Origin of the sequence: Candidatus Vondammii sp. HM_W22, assembly GCF_022530855.2 — a bacterium.
Taxonomy (GTDB): domain Bacteria; phylum Pseudomonadota; class Gammaproteobacteria; order Chromatiales; family Chromatiaceae; genus Vondammii.
Window position 1 is genome coordinate 2477799 of the sequence record NZ_CP099567.1, and the last position, 16685, is coordinate 2494483.

The 16685-nt window shown below is 50.7% G+C and carries 13 protein-coding genes and 6 pseudogenes; 5 read left to right on the top strand and 14 right to left on the bottom strand.

What is annotated here, in order from left to right; all coding sequences use genetic code 11:
• Positions 1 to 61 precede the first annotated feature (61 nt).
• Entirely contained in the window at positions 62 to 1294 is a 1233-nt protein-coding gene (locus MN084_RS13820) for an IS256 family transposase (RefSeq protein ID WP_241087554.1), read from the top strand.
• A 167-nt stretch (positions 1295 to 1461) separates the two neighbouring features.
• Here MN084_RS13820 and MN084_RS13825 read toward each other — a convergent pair.
• Positions 1462 to 1563: pseudogene (locus MN084_RS13825) on the bottom strand (IS5-like element ISCARN107 family transposase); the annotation flags it as partial.
• 312 nt (positions 1564 to 1875) lie between these two features.
• Here MN084_RS13825 and MN084_RS13830 point away from each other — a divergent pair.
• The 3 genes and pseudogenes from MN084_RS13830 to MN084_RS13835 all read left to right on the top strand — a co-directional run.
• Positions 1876 to 1977, top strand: a pseudogene (locus MN084_RS13830) (IS1595 family transposase); the annotation flags it as partial.
• A gap of 240 nt (positions 1978 to 2217) precedes the next feature.
• Positions 2218 to 2361: pseudogene (locus tag MN084_RS19840) on the top strand (IS5/IS1182 family transposase); the annotation flags it as partial.
• 248 nt (positions 2362 to 2609) lie between these two features.
• Entirely contained in the window at positions 2610 to 4637 is a 2028-nt protein-coding gene (locus tag MN084_RS13835; protein WP_241087553.1) for a bifunctional DedA family/phosphatase PAP2 family protein, read from the top strand.
• Here MN084_RS13835 and MN084_RS13840 read toward each other — a convergent pair.
• From MN084_RS13840 to MN084_RS13850, 3 genes are read right to left on the bottom strand one after another with little or no spacing between them, the layout of a single operon-like run.
• Positions 4619 to 5248 (bottom strand): flavin prenyltransferase UbiX, encoded by a 630-nt coding sequence (locus MN084_RS13840; RefSeq protein WP_241087552.1) that lies wholly within the window; start codon positions 5246 to 5248, stop codon positions 4619 to 4621. The genes MN084_RS13835 and MN084_RS13840 overlap by 19 nt on opposite strands.
• On the bottom strand, positions 5241 to 6617 hold the full coding sequence (mpl, locus tag MN084_RS13845; RefSeq protein WP_241087551.1) for a UDP-N-acetylmuramate:L-alanyl-gamma-D-glutamyl-meso-diaminopimelate ligase: 1377 nt from the start codon (positions 6615 to 6617) through the stop codon (positions 5241 to 5243). The genes MN084_RS13840 and mpl overlap by 8 nt, the downstream gene beginning before the upstream one ends.
• 1 nt (position 6618) lies before the next feature.
• Complete coding sequence (locus tag MN084_RS13850) at positions 6619 to 7137, bottom strand: hypothetical protein (RefSeq protein ID WP_241087550.1); 519 nt, start codon at positions 7135 to 7137, stop codon at positions 6619 to 6621.
• Positions 7138 to 7338: 201 nt separating this feature from the next.
• Here MN084_RS13850 and rnd point away from each other — a divergent pair, with 201 nt between their 5' ends.
• A complete protein-coding gene (gene rnd / locus MN084_RS13855) occupies positions 7339 to 8499 on the top strand; it encodes a ribonuclease D (protein ID WP_330178117.1) in 1161 nt (386 codons plus the stop codon).
• Between the two features lie 66 nt (positions 8500 to 8565).
• Here rnd and MN084_RS13860 read toward each other — a convergent pair whose 3' ends face one another.
• The 10 genes and pseudogenes from MN084_RS13860 to MN084_RS19850 all read right to left on the bottom strand — a co-directional run bounded on the left by MN084_RS13860 (position 8566) and on the right by MN084_RS19850 (position 16666).
• Positions 8566 to 8925, bottom strand: coding sequence for an MmcQ/YjbR family DNA-binding protein (locus MN084_RS13860; protein WP_241087548.1), 360 nt, complete (start codon positions 8923 to 8925; stop codon positions 8566 to 8568).
• 100 nt (positions 8926 to 9025) lie between these two features.
• Positions 9026 to 10104, bottom strand: a pseudogene (locus MN084_RS13865) (IS3 family transposase).
• Positions 10105 to 10199: 95 nt separating this feature from the next.
• Positions 10200 to 10361: a hypothetical protein gene (locus MN084_RS13870; RefSeq protein ID WP_241087475.1), complete on the bottom strand. Its 162-nt coding sequence runs from the start codon at positions 10359 to 10361 to the stop codon at positions 10200 to 10202.
• Positions 10362 to 10596: 235 nt separating this feature from the next.
• Positions 10597 to 10731, bottom strand: a complete 135-nt coding sequence (locus MN084_RS19845; RefSeq protein WP_241087474.1) for a MerR family DNA-binding transcriptional regulator — start codon at positions 10729 to 10731, stop codon at positions 10597 to 10599.
• 81 nt (positions 10732 to 10812) lie between these two features.
• Positions 10813 to 12021, bottom strand: a complete 1209-nt coding sequence (locus MN084_RS13875) for an IS256 family transposase (RefSeq protein WP_330178118.1) — start codon at positions 12019 to 12021, stop codon at positions 10813 to 10815.
• A 57-nt stretch (positions 12022 to 12078) separates the two neighbouring features.
• Positions 12079 to 12724, bottom strand: a pseudogene (locus tag MN084_RS13880) (IS1595 family transposase); the annotation flags it as partial.
• A 179-nt stretch (positions 12725 to 12903) separates the two neighbouring features.
• Positions 12904 to 14448: an apolipoprotein N-acyltransferase gene (gene lnt / locus MN084_RS13885; RefSeq protein WP_241087472.1), complete on the bottom strand. Its 1545-nt coding sequence runs from the start codon at positions 14446 to 14448 to the stop codon at positions 12904 to 12906.
• Positions 14435 to 15265, bottom strand: coding sequence for an HlyC/CorC family transporter (locus MN084_RS13890; RefSeq protein ID WP_241087471.1), 831 nt, complete (start codon positions 15263 to 15265; stop codon positions 14435 to 14437). Before MN084_RS13890 ends, lnt begins: the two co-directional genes overlap by 14 nt.
• A gap of 9 nt (positions 15266 to 15274) precedes the next feature.
• Complete coding sequence (gene ybeY / locus MN084_RS13895; protein ID WP_241087470.1) at positions 15275 to 15727, bottom strand: rRNA maturation RNase YbeY; 453 nt, start codon at positions 15725 to 15727, stop codon at positions 15275 to 15277.
• Positions 15727 to 16666: pseudogene (locus MN084_RS19850) on the bottom strand (PhoH family protein). Before MN084_RS19850 ends, ybeY begins: the two are co-directional and overlap by 1 nt.
• Between the last annotated feature and the right edge of the window lie 19 nt (positions 16667 to 16685).

The window sequence follows — 16685 nt, forward strand, 5'->3', positions numbered from 1 at the left end:
TAGTATATCCTGTTGGAAGGAAAAGATCCTAGCCGATCACCAACCAACAAGAGTACGCTACATGAAGAATGATAATATTGTCGGGCTGAATAGGCCAGCGCGAGATGTCCTTTCTGAGCTTTTACATACCGGAGCCCAGCAACTATTAGCCCAAGCCATAGAGGCGGAAGTCGCCACCCTGTTAGCACAATACCAAGGGTTGCTGAGAGAATCAGGCTTACAAGGTGTTGTGCGCAATGGGCACCTGCCGGAACGTATGATCCAAACAGGGCTTGGTGATATTGGGGTCAAGGTTCCCAAAGTAAGAGATCGTACCGGGCAAGGCATCAAGTTTAACAGCGGTTTGGTGCCACCGTACTTGAAGCGAGCGAAGACCATTGAAGAGCTGCTGCCCTGGTTGTACTTGAAAGGCATCTCTACAGGCGACTTCAGGGACGCACTGGCAGGTTTGCTTGGCGCTGATGCCAAAGGTTTGTCCTCCAATACCATAAGCCGCCTCAAGCAAACTTGGGAAAGCGAATATGGTCAGTGGCGTAAGCGCGATTTATCAAAGCGGCGCTATGTGTACATTTGGGCCGACGGTGTTTATTGCAACGTAAGGCAAGACGACAAGCTTTGCTTGCTGGTGATCATGGGTTCCGACAGCACAGGTCGTAAGGAAGTCATTGGGCTTACGGATGGCTACCGTGAGTCAGAAGCGAGCTGGTTAGAGTTGTTAGAGCAGCTCACAGAACAAGGTTTTACGGTGCCGCCAGAGGTGGCCGTTGGTGACGGTGCACTAGGCTTCTGGAAGGCCATTACCAAGCATTGGCCAACGACGAAGCACCAGCGTTGTTGGGTGCACAAGACCGCCAATGTGCTCAACAAAGTGCCTAGGGCGATACAGCCTAAAGTCAAAGAGAATCTGCATGATATTTGGATGTCTGACTCTCGAACCAATGCCGAAAAAGCCTTTGATTTATGCTTGCGAAAATATGAGGATAAGTACCCGAAAGCGATGCATTGCTTACAAAAAGACCGAGACAAGATGCTGACTTTTTATGATTTTCCTGCGGAACACTGGGGGCATATACGAACCAGCAACCCGATTGAATCGGTGTTTGCCACAGTGCGGCTTAGAACCACGAGAACAAAGAACTGCGGTAGTCGATTAACGACGTTGGCCATGGCATTTAAGTTGATGCACACTGCACAAAAAAGATGGCACCGCTTAAGAGGCTATCAACTGCTCGCCGATGTAATTGAAGGTGTGCAATTTAAAGATGGGATCCGAGTTGAACAGGAAGCTGATTGATGGCTTATACACCAGATTTGACCATAGCTCCTGCTGAATCTCCTCCATGAAAAACTTGCCGATTAATATCAAAACATCTCCAATATGTGTCTCCTGCACAATTATGGTGATGTGAAAATTCAAAAACCAATGGACATCCAGGATGGTCTGAAAAATTGAAGTTTTTCAATTATTGAGTGGATCAGTTTGGTTCTGCTATCCATGCCAATATGGGCCTTCATGCCAAGGTACCATTGGTTGCCTTTGCGGGCTTTATGCATATCCAGATCAATACTCACGAACTTACCCATGGCACGTGAGCCATAAAGCGCTCCGCGGATCTTTAATTCGGTATTTTTCAAAAGCCTTGCTTGGCTTCTAACAGCCTCCAACGGGAAATCGGGTGATCCGCAGACCGATCGATGGTAGACGACTTCTAGAATTAATCTAGAGATACCTGGGTTTTATTTTTCGTATCAATTATCAATCATGATAAAACAGGAATATTAGTGACACCGACTATGCTTCTGAATTTTATGAGGACGTCAATGATTTATTTTGGGGCTGTCCCAGATTAAGTGGCTTTATCCAGTGATAGTTGAATGAGAAAAAGCAGGCTTAGTTGGTACGAGCAATCACGATTGCTTGAACTGCTTACTACAGATGCCACGGCACGAACGACAGCTCAGTTGGTGGATGTTAATGGGCAGCCTCTAAAAGCCTTCCAAAATCAGTAATAATAGCAACCAATTCAACCCACCATTGATAAAAAGCTATGCAACCGGGAGGGGTGATCATCAAGACCGATTTGAATTCTTTGAGCAACGGGGAGACTCGCGGCCAAAGCGGGAAAGGCGCGTAGACTAGGAGACTTTTCGGGTATTGTCGAGCTCAGTTTATAAAAGCAGTGATCCCAGTAGAGATGGGCGTCCACCTTACGGTATCGGAAACGTTCAAAAGTCCGAGCTCGAGTTGAGCACGTGTTTGCCCAGCAGGCCAACCAACTAGTGAGTGGCACCGGGCAAGTCAGGGCTGGAGTGAAGATGGGCATGATGAATCAGATGCACAACATGCATCGACTGGTGTAGCTGGCCGGATGAAACGAAGCATGGATATAGATGTTGCCTGAAAAATCCGCGAGGAGACACCAGATTTACCAGGGACTATTGGCCTTTGTCGGATTTTTAGAGGTCCCCTTAAGTTACAGGGGAGGATAGAAGTGCCGCCTGAATTCAAACTGAAAAGATGGTGAGTCAGAAAATTCATCTTTCCGAAAGTGGTACTTGCCAACAATCACACGTTAAAATACCCCTCCATACGGACAACAGTAGATCAAATGACCGAACTCTTTCAGCAACTGATGGCATGGATTGGCCTCCACCCCTACTGGGCAGGAGCCATCATATTTCTCGTTGCCATGGCGGAATCCCTGGCCGTCATCGGGCTGGTGGTGCCCGGCGTGGTGATCATGTTTGGTATCGGAACACTTATCTCCGGAGGCGCCATCGCCTTTTGGTCCGCCATGGCCTTGGCTGTGAGCGGTGCGGTGGCCGGTGATGGGCTCAGCTTCTGGCTGGGTCACCACTACCGGGAGCAGCTGACCGGCACCTGGCCATTCAACCGCTATCCGGCAAGCTTGGAACGAGGCATCACTTTTTTTCAAAAGTACGGTGGCAAAAGTATCGCCATTGGCCGGTTCTTCGGACCGGTGAGGGCGATCATTCCGCTGGTCGCCGGAATGATGGAGATGCAACCCAGCCGATTTATCCTGGCGAATGTCATCTCTGCTTTAATCTGGGCTCCGGCCTATCTGCTGCCAGGAATGGTGTTTGGCGCCTCTCTGGAGCTGGCGTCAGAAGTGGCATTGCGCCTAGTGACACTGATTCTGCTGCTGGCTGTGCTGATCTGGCTGGCCATGCTTATCGCCAAGTGGCTGTTTCGCTTCCTCCACCCACACACCTCAGCCTGGGTGCAGGGCATACTCCGCTGGAGCCAACTGCATCCATCCACTGGAGAGATCGCCGCAGCCCTTGCCGATCCCAATCACCCGGAAGGTCGCAGTCTCTCGATTCTGGCCAGCCTCCTCTTGCTGACTACCGTGCTTTTTGCTTTTCTTCTCGGAACAGTACCCGAAGGCAGCTTCTTCGCCATCGACAACGCCATACTCCAGGCACTGCAAAGCATCCGTACACCCTGGGCCGACCACCTGATGGTCTACCTGACCCGGCTCACCGATACCGGTACGGTCGCTGCGCTGATACTGGGTATACTGGGTTTCCTTGTCTGGCGCCGCCACTGGCGTACCGTCCTCTACTGGCTCGCTGCAGTCCTGTTCTGCGTACTAGCCAGCCCACTGCTGAAAATGGGTTTGCAGATCCCCCGTCCGGAGGTCGTTATGCACCCTCCCGGCAGTTACTCCTTCCCCAGTGGCCATACTCTGAAAGCGGTCGTCCTGTTCGGCTTCCTTTCGGTGATTATCGCCCGACCGATTTCTGTCCGCTGGCGCTGGCTCGCTTATGGCGTGGCAGGCCTGCTGGTAGCAGCCGTCAGCCTCTCCAGGCTCTATCTGGGCGTACACTGGTTCAGCGACGTGCTTGGCAGTATCGCCCTTGGCCTGGCCTGGGTGGCGGCGCTTGGCATGGCCTACCACCGGCATGCCCATGTGGAGACGCACTGGCGCAGTCTGACCATCACCGCAGCAGTGATTCTTATTCTGGCATTCAGTGTTGAAACAGGGCTTCATCACGAACGTAATTTCGCCCAATATAAACCGGCGGAATCATTGCAGGAGATAGCGGCTGATGGGTGGTGGGAGCGTAATGGAAGTGGTCTGCCGGATAAACGGGCCGATATCCGTTATCGTTATGAACACCCCTTGAACGTGCAATTTGCGGGCTCTCTTGGCTGGCTGGCAGATCAACTGAGCCATTCAGGCTGGCAACAGGCTGATTTGATCTCCTGGAAAAATCAGCTGCAGCGGCTCTCCCCAGGACTCCACCTCAACCAACTACCGGTACTACCGCAGGTTCACGACGGAAAACATGAGAGTCTGGTGTTGGCAAAAAGCCTGCCGGATGACCGTCGCCTGATCCTGCGACTCTGGCCATCCCATATCCGCCTGTCACCGTCAGAAGAGACACTGTGGATTGGGAATGTATCGGAACAGCGGCAGGTCCGAGTCATGAATATGATCTCTTATGCCAAAACCACCGCTAATTTTGAGGTGGCATTCCAATCCCTCTCCAGAGACCTTAATGGCTTTCCAGCCGGCCATATATCAAAAGGCAGGGATAGACTGTTGATCAGGGCAAAAGTCAATACATCTTCACTACTGCCCAAGAGTTTTCATACACCCAAGCCCTGACTTTCGCCCCAACGCTTTGCCAGGTCGCTGTCGATACCAAGATGATCGAGTACCCTGGAGACCATGAAATCAACCAGATCCTCGACTTTTTCCGGTCGATTATAAAACCCCGGACTGGCCGGCATGATGACAACCCCCAGACGGGCAAGTTTCAGCATATTCTCCAGGTGAACCGCTGATAGCGGAGTCTCCCTGACCATCAGGATCAGCTTGCGCTGCTCTTTTAGCATCACATCACCTGCCCGCTCAATCAGGTTATTGCTAGCCCCCATGGCAAGAGCTGAGAGGGTTCCTGTGGTGCAGGGTGCGATAATCATTGCATCCGGTGCATTGGATCCACTGGCCACCGGTGCGGTCCACTGCTCACGGCCAAACACCTGTAACTGCCCTTCAGCAGCAGCGTAACGCTCAGCAAGAAATGATGCTGCCTCTTTTGGTTGGGAGGGGACGGAGAATTCGTTCTCCATCGGGATCACCACTTGGCCCGCTTTGGAGATCATCAGATAGACCTGCCGGTTGGCCCGGAGCAGACACTCCAGCAGGCGTAAACCATAAGCGCTGCCGGAAGCCCCGGTAATCGCCAGGGAAATGGGTTTCGCAAAATCAGCCATATTGCATGTATCTCTGTTCCAGGATATCCAGTATCCGCTGGTGTATGTTTTCAAAATCATCGTTGCTCATTATCAGGATATGATCGCCTTCAACGGCTCCATTGGTCACCGTCTTAATTATGCCATCGACAGTATCAAACACTTCCGCCCGCTCTCCCAGGGATCTGAAGACACTGGGGGCATCCCATTTCAATGTTTCCGGGGAGTAGACCAGAACCTGATCTGCTGCCTCCAGAGCAGCAGGCAGTTCTGCAGCACTCACTCCCATCCGCATGGTGTTCGAACGCGGCTCCAGAACCGCGATGATTCGCCCCTCACCCACCTGGGCTCTTAATCCATTAAGGGTAGTACGAATAGCTGTCGGGTGATGGGCAAAATCATCATAAACCCGGACACCCTCTACCTCGCCACGCAACTCCATGCGCCGCTTAACATTTTTGAAACGTGCCAGCGCCTCAACAGCAACCTTACCCGGCACCCCCGCATGTCTGGCAGCGGCAATCGCTGCAAGCGCGTTGTTGATACTGTGGTCTCCGGTCAAATCCCAGTCGACAACGCCCTGGGATTCACCATCACAGAGCGGGGTAAATTTACTACCATCTGCAGCTAGGCGTTGAGCCTGCCAAAGACCGGGAGCATCCGCAGAAAAACGTTCAATGCCTGTCCAGCACCCCATCGCCAGCACTTCATCAATTGCCTCATCGACTGCCGGTGCAATGATCAATCCACTGGCGGGAATGGTGCGGACCAAGTGGTGGAACTGTTGCTGAATCATCGCCAAATCATCAAAGATATCGGCATGGTCAAACTCAAGATTATTCAACACCAGGGTACGTGGCCGGTAGTGTACAAACTTGGACCGCTTATCGAAAAAAGCGGTGTCATACTCATCCGCCTCAACGACAAAAAACGGTGTATCACCCAATCTCGCTGAAATCCCGAAGTTGCACGGCACACCGCCGATGAGAAATCCTGGTGAAAGACCGGCATCCTCAAGAATCCACGCCAGCAGACTGGCAGTACTGGTTTTGCCGTGGGTACCGGCCACCGCCAACACCCAGCGCCCCTGGAGGACGTGCTCAGCCAGCCACTGCGGACCGGAAGTATAGGACAGCCCGGCATCCAGCATATACTCTACCGCCGGGTTCCCCCGGGACATGGCATTGCCCACGACCACACAGTCCGGTGCAGGTTTCAGATGCGCGGGGTCATAACCCTGCATAAGCTCTATCCCAGCCTCCTGCAACTGTGTGCTCATGGGAGGATAGACATTGGCATCGGAGCCACTTACCTGATGGCCCATTGCCCTTGCGAGCAGTGCAATGCCACCCATGAAGGTCCCGCAGATCCCCAGAATATGGATATGCATCTTAAGCCCCGGTCGGAAACAGGCCCTGGACGAGCCAGTTGATGAGGAGAAAATAGCCGATAGCCAGCATCAATCCACGGCCAAAACGCATATCAAACGTGTGGCGCAGAATATGGGCAATAATCACTAGTGACCAGATCATCAGCACCAGATAGAAGAGTACGCCCAGCTCTCCGATCAGTGAGTCGGCTGGATCGCTGCCCATCAGTAACTGCAACGGCATGGTAATCAGATTAATCAAAACCCCGGAACCAAACAGCGCCGTGGTGGATTGGAAGAACCGCTGCTGTTTCTTCAGCAGGAAAAGAGCCAATCGCAAGATCAGGGCAATCAATGCCAAGTCTAAAAACTGGGCCAGCAGTGCCGGCGCCAAGGCACCGACACTTCCGACGATAACAATCGTCCCCGAAATCAGCCCGAAGAGGGCTGTAAGCAGAAACAAAAAAGCCGATGCAGGCAGATCTTGAGGAGTCGCCCGCAACAGGCAGATATCAACGAACAGATTGAGTAGTCTTTTCACAATAGTTATCAGTTAAAAAATCAGCGCAGATCATAACCCGTGAAGGCAGTTTATTTCTAACCTGTGGCTAAAACGGTAGTAAGTCGTCAAAAAGTCCTAACCGATCAGTTTGGATGCAACGATAGATATTGAATAGCGTGTCCTTTGTAGTGATAGAGCCACACTGCTATTCTTCCAGCTTTTGCGCAATTGGAAATGAATATGCAGGAACTCCATGTAGAGACAGCCGAACAGCTGACCCGGCTCTGTGAGCTTATCAGCGGCAGTCAGTGGCTGGCTCTGGATACCGAGTTCGTGCGGGAAAAGAGCTACTATCCCAATTTCTGCCTATTACAGGTCAGTAATGGAGAGGTCGCTGCCAGTGTGGACCCTCTCTCGCTGGATGAGCTGTCTCCCCTGCTGGATATTATCTACGACCCCAAGGTGATCAAAATATTTCACGCGGGCAGGCAGGACCTGGAGATTTTTCACGACCTGTGGAGCAAACTGCCAACGCCCCTCTTCGACACCCAACTGGCCGCCACCCTCCTGGGGCTGGGGGATCAGGTGGGATATGGCAATCTGGTGAAACAGTTGTTGGGCATCCAGCTGGAGAAAGGTCATGCCCGCACCGACTGGTCGAGGCGCCCACTACAACAGGATCAGCTGCGCTACGCACTGGATGACGTTATCTATCTGGGTGAAATCTATCTCAAGCTGGAAGCCAGTCTGCGCAAACTGGGGCGGGAAAGCTGGCTGGTGGAGGACTTTGAGATGCTCGCCTCTCCTGACACCTATATTATCTCCCCGGATAAAGCATGGCAGCGGATAAAGGGACGCCAATACCTCAAAGGCGTGCAGCTTGCGGTACTTCAAACCCTGGCTGGCTGGCGGGAGAGTGAGGCCCAGAGAGCGAACAAACCAAAACGCTGGATACTCAAAGATGAGGTACTGACAGAGCTATCGAAGCGACAGCCAAAAGATATCAAACAGCTGGAACGGATTCGCGGGCTGGAGACAGGTACGATAGGCCACAAAGGCGACACCCTGTTGAAGCTGATCAGCGATGCACGTCAATTGCCAAAAGAGCAGTGGCCCGAGGAAAAACAGATCCCCCCGCGGCTTAATTCCAACCAGCAGGCCATCGCTGACCTGCTGGTGTGCAGCCTTCGGCTGCTGGCAAAAACGAACAACATTACTCATACCGCGCTGGCCACCCGCAAGGAGCTTGAAAAAATGGTCACAGGTGCACGTGATCTTGAAATTCTCCATGGCTGGCGCCGGGCCCTGGCGGGGGATGACCTGTTGAAAGTACTTGAGGGGAAGTTATTGCCGGTAATCAAGGATGGCAGGATTGAGCTGGAGCAGAGGGACAGCGCATAATAACAAATAGAGGACTCTCCCCTTATCCATTACCTGCCCTCTTACCAAGACGCATTTATCAGCTTTTCAGTTATCAGATTCAAGCTTCTTTCTGTCTGCTTTGGTGAGTTTACCTACTACCAGATCATATGATCCTCTGGCCAGGTCATTTATCATCTCCTCCGACAGCTCTCCATTTAGTGAAATTGTAATCCAATGCTGTTTATTCATGTGGTAGCCGGGGATTACTGATTCGAATTCGCTAACCAGGACCTCTCCATCAGCAGGAGGACATTTTAACGTTACCCGTGGAACTTCCTCTTTTTGAGAAACAAGCGCGAACATTTTACCCATGACCTTAAATACCAAGGCTTCAGGACCAAATGGGTAGCTTCCCTCTGAACTTTTAAATTTTGAGAGATACGCTTCAATATTTTCTGCTTTCATTGGAAACCTCCAGGTTGTTTAAAGTACACATAACACTGCCAACACCTGTTAGTGACCTTCCCCCCATCTTAATACCAAGACTTGGGTGAGATAATTCATTCTAAGCGGCCCTATTCACAAAGGCCACAGGTGACAAATAATTTAATGCGCTATGAGGCCGCACGTGATTGTAGTGCTCTCGCCATTGATCAATTTCATGTCTAGCGTCATCAATGGACCTGAACCAATGCTGATTTAAGCATTCATTTCTGAATTTACCGTTTAAGCTTTCTACAAACGCATTCTGAGTAGGCTAGCCTGGCTGAATAAAACCTAGCTTAACGCCACTTTCTTTTTGCCAGTAGAACATCGCCTTGCTAGTAAACTCAGTACCGTTGTCGCAGATTATTTGATCCAGAGCGCTCCTTAGCTCAATCACCTGAGTTAAAAAACGAGCGACCTGGTGACCATTGATCGAGAAGTCAGAGAGCTGGCCAATAACTTCTCTTGAGTAATCATCAATCACATTAAATACTCGAAAGCGGCGACCATTAGCCAACTGATCACTGACAAAATCCATTGACCAGCGTATGTTTTTACCAATGGGCACAATCATTGGCATTCTTGGTCGTATTATCTTCTTGCGTTTTTTAGTCCTCACTTGAAGACCTTCTTCGTTATAGACTCGGTAGGTCCGCTTCTTGTTTTTCACAAGCCTCTCACCTCTCAGGAGGCCATGTAAAAACAAATAACCATAACTCGGATGCTTCTTTGCTAACTCAAGTAACCGTTTGCGTAGAGGCTCATCTTTTCCCCATTGAGTAACGTACCGAAAAGCGGTTCTACTTAAGCCTACTAATTGGCAAGCTCTACGCTCACTTAATTTGAACCGCGACTTAAGGTAGCTCACGATTTGTTTTCTATCAGCAGGCTTTACCACTTTTTTGAGAGCACATCCTTCATCGCCTCAGCTCCAAGCATTTTCTCGGCAAGTAACTTCTTAAGCTTGTTGTTTTCGCTTTCAAGCTCTTTGAGCCGTTTGGCTTCTGAGACATCCATCCCGGCGTATTTGCTTCGCCAGTTATAAAAGCACCCGGTTGAAATGCCGAACTGACGACAAATGTCATCAACTTTTACCCCTGACTCATGCTGCTTGATGGCACCAATAATTTGCTCTTCTCTGTAACGCTTCTTCTTCATCTTGAGATCTCCTAATACACAGACTAATTGGAAATCTCATCCTTGTCATGGCTCTATTTCTGGGGGAAAGGTCAGTGCGTAAGCGCTTATCAGATTTAATTTTTATCAACTTTTGACCATTTACGGATCAACGCGATTTCATCTTCTTCTATCCCTATCGATTCAAGAAAATCCTGATGAACTTCAGGAGAGGTTTTTTCAAACTCAACATGCCATTTTTTCATCCTCTCTTCATTCAATCCCGCCGCTTCCAGCAAGGATACCCATATCTCTTTCGTGATAACTCTGGCACCTCTTCTGGAGGTTTCATTTTCCAGTATTTTAAGAATTACTTTCTGCTGATCTCTAAATCTCCTGTTATTTCGCTATTGATCAAAAACAGTCTGTGTTCGAGGGATTTATTTAGCTCATCACCTTCCTTATCAAGAAGTAAAGAGATGGCATCCAGTGATAACCCGGCATTGCGGAACAGTGATATTTTGTCCATATTTTTCAGATCAATACGGAATAGAGTCTGTAATTTGACGTACTTCTACCACTGGGCGTTAAGATGCCGATAGAGTCATAATATAGACGCGTGCTTCTCGAAAGCGAATATTCTTTTGCCACTTGTCCAATAATAAACATCTAGTTTTCCACCGAATATGGAATTGACAGGGGTGATCGGCAAAAAGCGAGGGTGTAACGATTTCCGTGTAACTGCCCGGGTTAAATGTACTCCGCCAAGCGTTCTTCGAACTCAATCATAAATCTATTCAGTGCTGGTTTCCAATTGCGAATCGGCATGGTCCATTTTTTTGATGCTTGCTGCACCGTCAGGTACACCACTTTCATTGCCGAGTCGTCGGTCGGAAATAGCTTCCGTTTTTTAATTACCTTGTGAACCACGCTGTTCATTGACTCGATGGCATTGGTTGTATAGATTGCCCTGCGGATGTCCTCAGGGTAGCCAAACAGGGTATTAATATTGTGCCAGTGGCTACGCCACGAACGGCTGAGCTGGGGATATTTGTCGTCCCATCGGTTAGAGAAATTATCAAGTTCCAGTAGCGCTTCATCTTCGGTGACAGGCTTATATATTTTCTTCAGGTCTGCCGTCACTGCCTTGTAGTCTTTCCAGGGCACATACTTCATCGAGTTGCGCACCATGTAAACAATACAAAGCTGGATCTGAGTCTCGGGAAACGCTGTATCGATTGCGTCTGGAAAGCCCTTCAGGCCATCGACACAGGCTATCAGTATATCCTTCACGCCGCGATTCTGGAGCTCTGTGAGTACATTGAGCCAGAACTTGGCACCCTCATTCTCTGACAGCCAGAGCCCCAACAATTCCTTGTGGCCCTCCATGTTCACGCCCAGTGCCAGATAAATTGCCTTATTGATCACTTTCTTATCTTGCCGGATTTTTACGACAATACAATCCAGGTAAATAATGGGATAGACCGCATCCAGTGGCCTAGATGGCCATTCAATCACTTGTTCAATAACAGCGTCAGTCACTTTGGAAATCAAGGTGGCGGAAACATCAGCACCGTACATTTCTTTAACGGTCGTGACGATTTCTCGTGTTGTCATGCCCTGGGCATACAAGAAAATAATCTTGTTGTCCATGGAAGTAAATCGACGCGGGTGTTTTTTAACGAGCTTGGGCTCGAAACTCCCAGCTCTGTCGCGTGGTGTATCGAGCTCGAACTGGCCAGCTTCCGTTCGGTTAGTCTTACTGGCATAGCCGTTGCGGTTATTGGCAGCTGCGGACTGCTCGTGCCTTTCAAAGCCAAGATGATCATCTAACTCAGCGTTCAGTGCCGCTTCGATCGTAATCTTGGTTAGCATCTGCTGGAAGTCTTTGTGGTCGTCTTCCGTCTTGATATTTTTAGCGGCCGCATGAGCGATCGCCTGTAGTTCTTTCTTGTTCATAGTGCTTATCCTCACCCTTGTCTGGGTTTAATAATAGGCAGTTACACAGAATTCAGGACACCCTCTATCGGAAAGAACAGTGCTGCCAGCACACAGACTGGATCTGGCATATCGAGCGATCTCCGCACTCTGAAAACCGCGGAGCCGACGCAGTTGGATCTTCATTGGCCCGCCGTCCTGCGTCGTCTCAACAGCTGCCACGAAAGGGATTTTATTACGAGACCCTCGCCCACGCTTTCTCGCTTTCTCGGTTCCTCACCACCAATACAGGCATCATCCATCTCGATGCGACCAGCCAGTTTTTTTGACTCTGACGTTCCATCATCACCTGCATCAGTTTGTGCTTGAGCTTCCAGGCTGTATTGTAGTTCACACCAATTTCACGGGACAGTTGCAAGGCAGAAGTACTCTTTTTACGCTGAGTCAACAAATAGATGGCCAGAAACCACTTCTTCAACGGCAGCTTGGTGCCGTGAAAGATGGTGCCAGCAGTCAGGGAGCTTTGGTGGTGGCATTTGTGGCACTGATATACCTTACGGCTTTTGAGTTCACAACCTGTTGTGTTGCCACACTCAGGACATATATATCCGGTAGGCCAACGCAGTTGGTACAATGCTTGTTGGCATTACTCTTCAGAACCATGTTTTTCAATAAATTCGTGCAAACCAAAACCTTTTTGAAACTGCACTGTATTTTTCGGCATGATAGAAACCCCTCTGTGTTCAGTGGCTTCTATTATGCAATGACCACTGGCTCAATAGCTGAGCCTGGCAGGTAATCAGGTATTTTTATACCCCAATGACTTGCACTGCAGATTGGACGGAATGGCAAATGGCTTTTGACCGGTTAAGAAAACAGTGAAAACAATCGGTAAATCGGTTGTTATCTTTTTTTCCAGATGCGCCACCTGGCGTGTAGAAGAGTGAAAAAAAGCAGCAACAATGCAAATGAGACAACAAGCCAATTGCCAACCACGGCATAGGGCGTGCTGCCCGACATTGGAATGATTTCACCACTGAGCACATGCTGTTCAAAGGCCGGAGATTGGGCCAGCAATTCACCCTGAGGACCAATCAAGGCGGAAATCCCAGTATTGGTGGATCTCAGCATATAGCGCCCCGTCTCCAGCGACCGCATCCGGGCAATCTCCAGATGTTGGGGGGGTGCTAGGGAGTCGCCGAACCAGGCATCGTTGCTGGCATTGATCAGGAAGGCTGCCTGAGGCATGGCCTGGATCACCTCTTCACCAAACACATCTTCATAGCAGACGGAAATACCGGCAGGATAACCCACCACCTGTAACAAGGGTCTCTCTTTCTCCCCTGGAGTGAAATCCGACATGGGTATCTGCAACCAATCAATCAGTGGACGCAGCAGAAATTTCAGCGGCATAAACTCGCCAAAGGGAACAAGATGGCGCTTGTAGTAACTATCCCTGATCGCGCCAAGGCTTATCATGGCGTTGTAAAACTGACCGCTCTCCGAATTCCAGACCGGGATACCGATAAGTAACTCACTACCCTGCTCCACCGCCTCTGTGGAGAGTGGCTGTAACAGCGATTCTTCGATCAAGTGTGCAAAAGCGGGCACGGCCGTCTCCGGCCAGATAATAAGATCGCTCTCCCAGTTCGCCCGGGTCAGATCTGTGTAAAGTTTCAGCGTAGCTCTCCGGTTCTCGGGTCTCCACTTCGCCTCCTGCTCGATGTTGGCCTGAATCATACTGATTTTGATCGGCTCACCGGCAGGTCGAGTCCACTGGACATCTTTCAGTGGTATAGCCACGCCCCAGATCAGCAGCAGCACCGCAAAAGCGATCGCCTTGTGATAGCCTTTGCCCTTGAACAGCAGTACCAGAAAAGCGGCACTCAACAGCAACATCCAACTTACGCCGTAGACACCGGCCAGTGGTGCGTAGCCCGCCAGGGGAGAATTGATCTGTGAATATCCCAATACCAGCCAGGGAAAACCGGTGAAGAGCCAGCCACGCAGCCATTCACCAATAACCCAGAACAGTGGGAAAAACAGCACCAGTGCAAGAGCCGGCCCATATCGTTTGGCCATGTAACCCGCGCACCAGCCCACCAACCCATAGAGGAGAGCGACAGAAACCACAAACAACAGGGTAATAAAAATAGCCAGCAGCGTACCGACATTACCAAACTTGTCGATGCTGATATGCATCCAGAATACGCCGAAGCCCAGCAGTCCGGAGCCGTAGGCCCAGCCGAGAAAAAATGCCTGCCTGGGAGACGCATAAAGCCAGAGAAAAAACAGCAACGCGGGCCCCGACAGTGCTAGGAGATGGAGAGAGAATGGCGCAAACGAGGCGACCGTCATGGCACCTGAGACAAAGGCTATCAGCAGCAACCAACCACCCTGAAGAGAGTGGAGTCGGCGCTGCGGTTGTTCGAAGTCAGTTTGCAACATCCTCAGCCGTTGGAAGCAGCCTGATACTCAGCAGGTGAACACGCCGACTGTCGGCTCGCAGCACTTTAAACCTGAACTGTTTGATATCCACCTTCTCGCCACGTTTTGGCTGATGCCCCAGGGCATGAGTCACCAGGCCGGCAATGGTGTCGAATTCAGCATCGGAGAGATCGCAGCCAAAATAGTTATTGAACTCTTCGATAGGAGTGAAGGCTTTGGCGGTAAACTCCCGCTCACCCCGTTTGAGAATGGTGGTTCCTTCGTGGAAGTCATGCTCATCCTCTATTTCACCGACAATCTGCTCCAGCACATCCTCAATGGTAACGAAGCCCGCAGCAGCGCCAAATTCATCAACCACAATAGCCATGTGATTGCGGTTGGCACGAAATTCATTCAGCAGTACGTTCAGGCGCTTGCTTTCGGGAACAAAGACAGCCGCACGCAACAGGTCCAGTATGTCGAAACGGCGACGCCCTTTTGTGCAGTAGGCCAGCAGATCTTTTGCCAGCAAAATACCCATCACCTCGCCACGATCATCGCCAATGACCGGAAAGCGGGAATGGGAGGATTCTATCGCAACAGGCAATATCCGCTCCAATGGGTCGTCATGCTCTATCACCACCATGTTGGCACGGGGGATCATGATATCCCGGACCCTCAGCTCGGAAACCTGCAGTACACCCTCCATCATGGAGAGGGCTTCGGTGTCCATCAACGCCCTCTGCTTGGCGTCCCGCAGCAGCGCTATCAACTGATCCTTGTTTTCCGGGGGCATGCAAAATATCTGTTGCAGCTTTTTCAGCCAAGTATTACTCATCTCTTCTTTTCAGCCTGAATAGGGGTCCGGAAAACACAAACGGGAGAGGATCTCCACCTCCAGACATTCCATCTCATCGGCTTCCTTTTCATTCTGGTGGTCGTGGCCCTGAAGATGTAGCGCGCCATGAATCACCATGTGCGCCCAGTGGGCCTCGACACTCTTCTTCTGGGCAGAAGCTTCAGCCACCACCACCGGGGCGCAAATCACCAGATCTCCCAGCAGATCACTCTCCAACACTTGAGGGGCTTCAAAGGGGAAAGAGAGCACATTGGTCGGTCGGGCTTTACCCCGATACTCCCGATTGAGATCGCGACTCTCATCTTCATCCACTATTCTGATCACCAACTCCACCTGTTGATGGCGACTGTTCAGTGCAGCTTCTGTCCACTCCCGGAGTTTATCATCAGCCGGGAGATCGGCAGACCGGCTTTCCCGCTGGATCTCCAACTGCAACGTCATCAGGACTCCTTTTGGTCACCGAATGACTCGTAGGCATTGATAGTTTTCTGCACCAGGGAGTGACGCACAATATCCCGTACGCTGAAGAAGGTAAGACTGATTCCGTCCATCTGGCTCAGCACATCGGTAGCCTGATGCAACCCTGAAAGCTGGCCGCGGGGAAGATCCACCTGAGTCACATCGCCGGTAATCACGACTGTAGAACCAAACCCGATGCGGGTGAAGAACATCTTCATCTGCTCCGGCGTGATATTCTGGGCCTCGTACAGAATAATAAATGAGTCGTTCAGGGTACGCCCACGCATATAGACCAATGGAGCCACTTCGATGACATTCCGCTCAATCAGCTTGGCTACCCGTTCAAAACCCAGCATCTCAATAGAGGGCATCGTACAACGACCGATGGTAGGGGTTGATTTTCTGGGCCAGATCCCCTGGCAGAAACCCCAGTTTTTCACCCGCCTCCACGGCTAGCCGGACCTGATCCCGGTCCAGAGCATCCACGACACAAGCTACTGCAAAGTATGTCTTGCCGGTGCCCGCCAGCCCCACGCCAAAATTGATATCATGAGTGACTATTTTATGCAGGTACTCCTGCTGATTGATGCCACGGGGGCGTACCAATCCGCGCCCCTGGTGATCGGCATCATCTCTCAACAGCGCCCCAATGCCTGACTCGTGAAGAAACAGATATATCTTTTCAGAGGCGAGCACCTCATCCTTGGTTGCAGCGTACAGACTTTGCAACACCTCGCCACTGGCCCGCACTGATTCGGCTTCACCGATCAGATGAAAATGAGAACCCCGGTAGTTGATCTCGATGCCCAGGCGCCGCTCAATCTGTTTCAGGTGCTCATCCAACTGGCCGCAGAAATTGGCCTGTCGATGGTTGTCTTCCAGAGCGAGGGTAAGATCAAGGGAGCGTGGCTGGTCAGACATCATTACACCAGAGAAAACA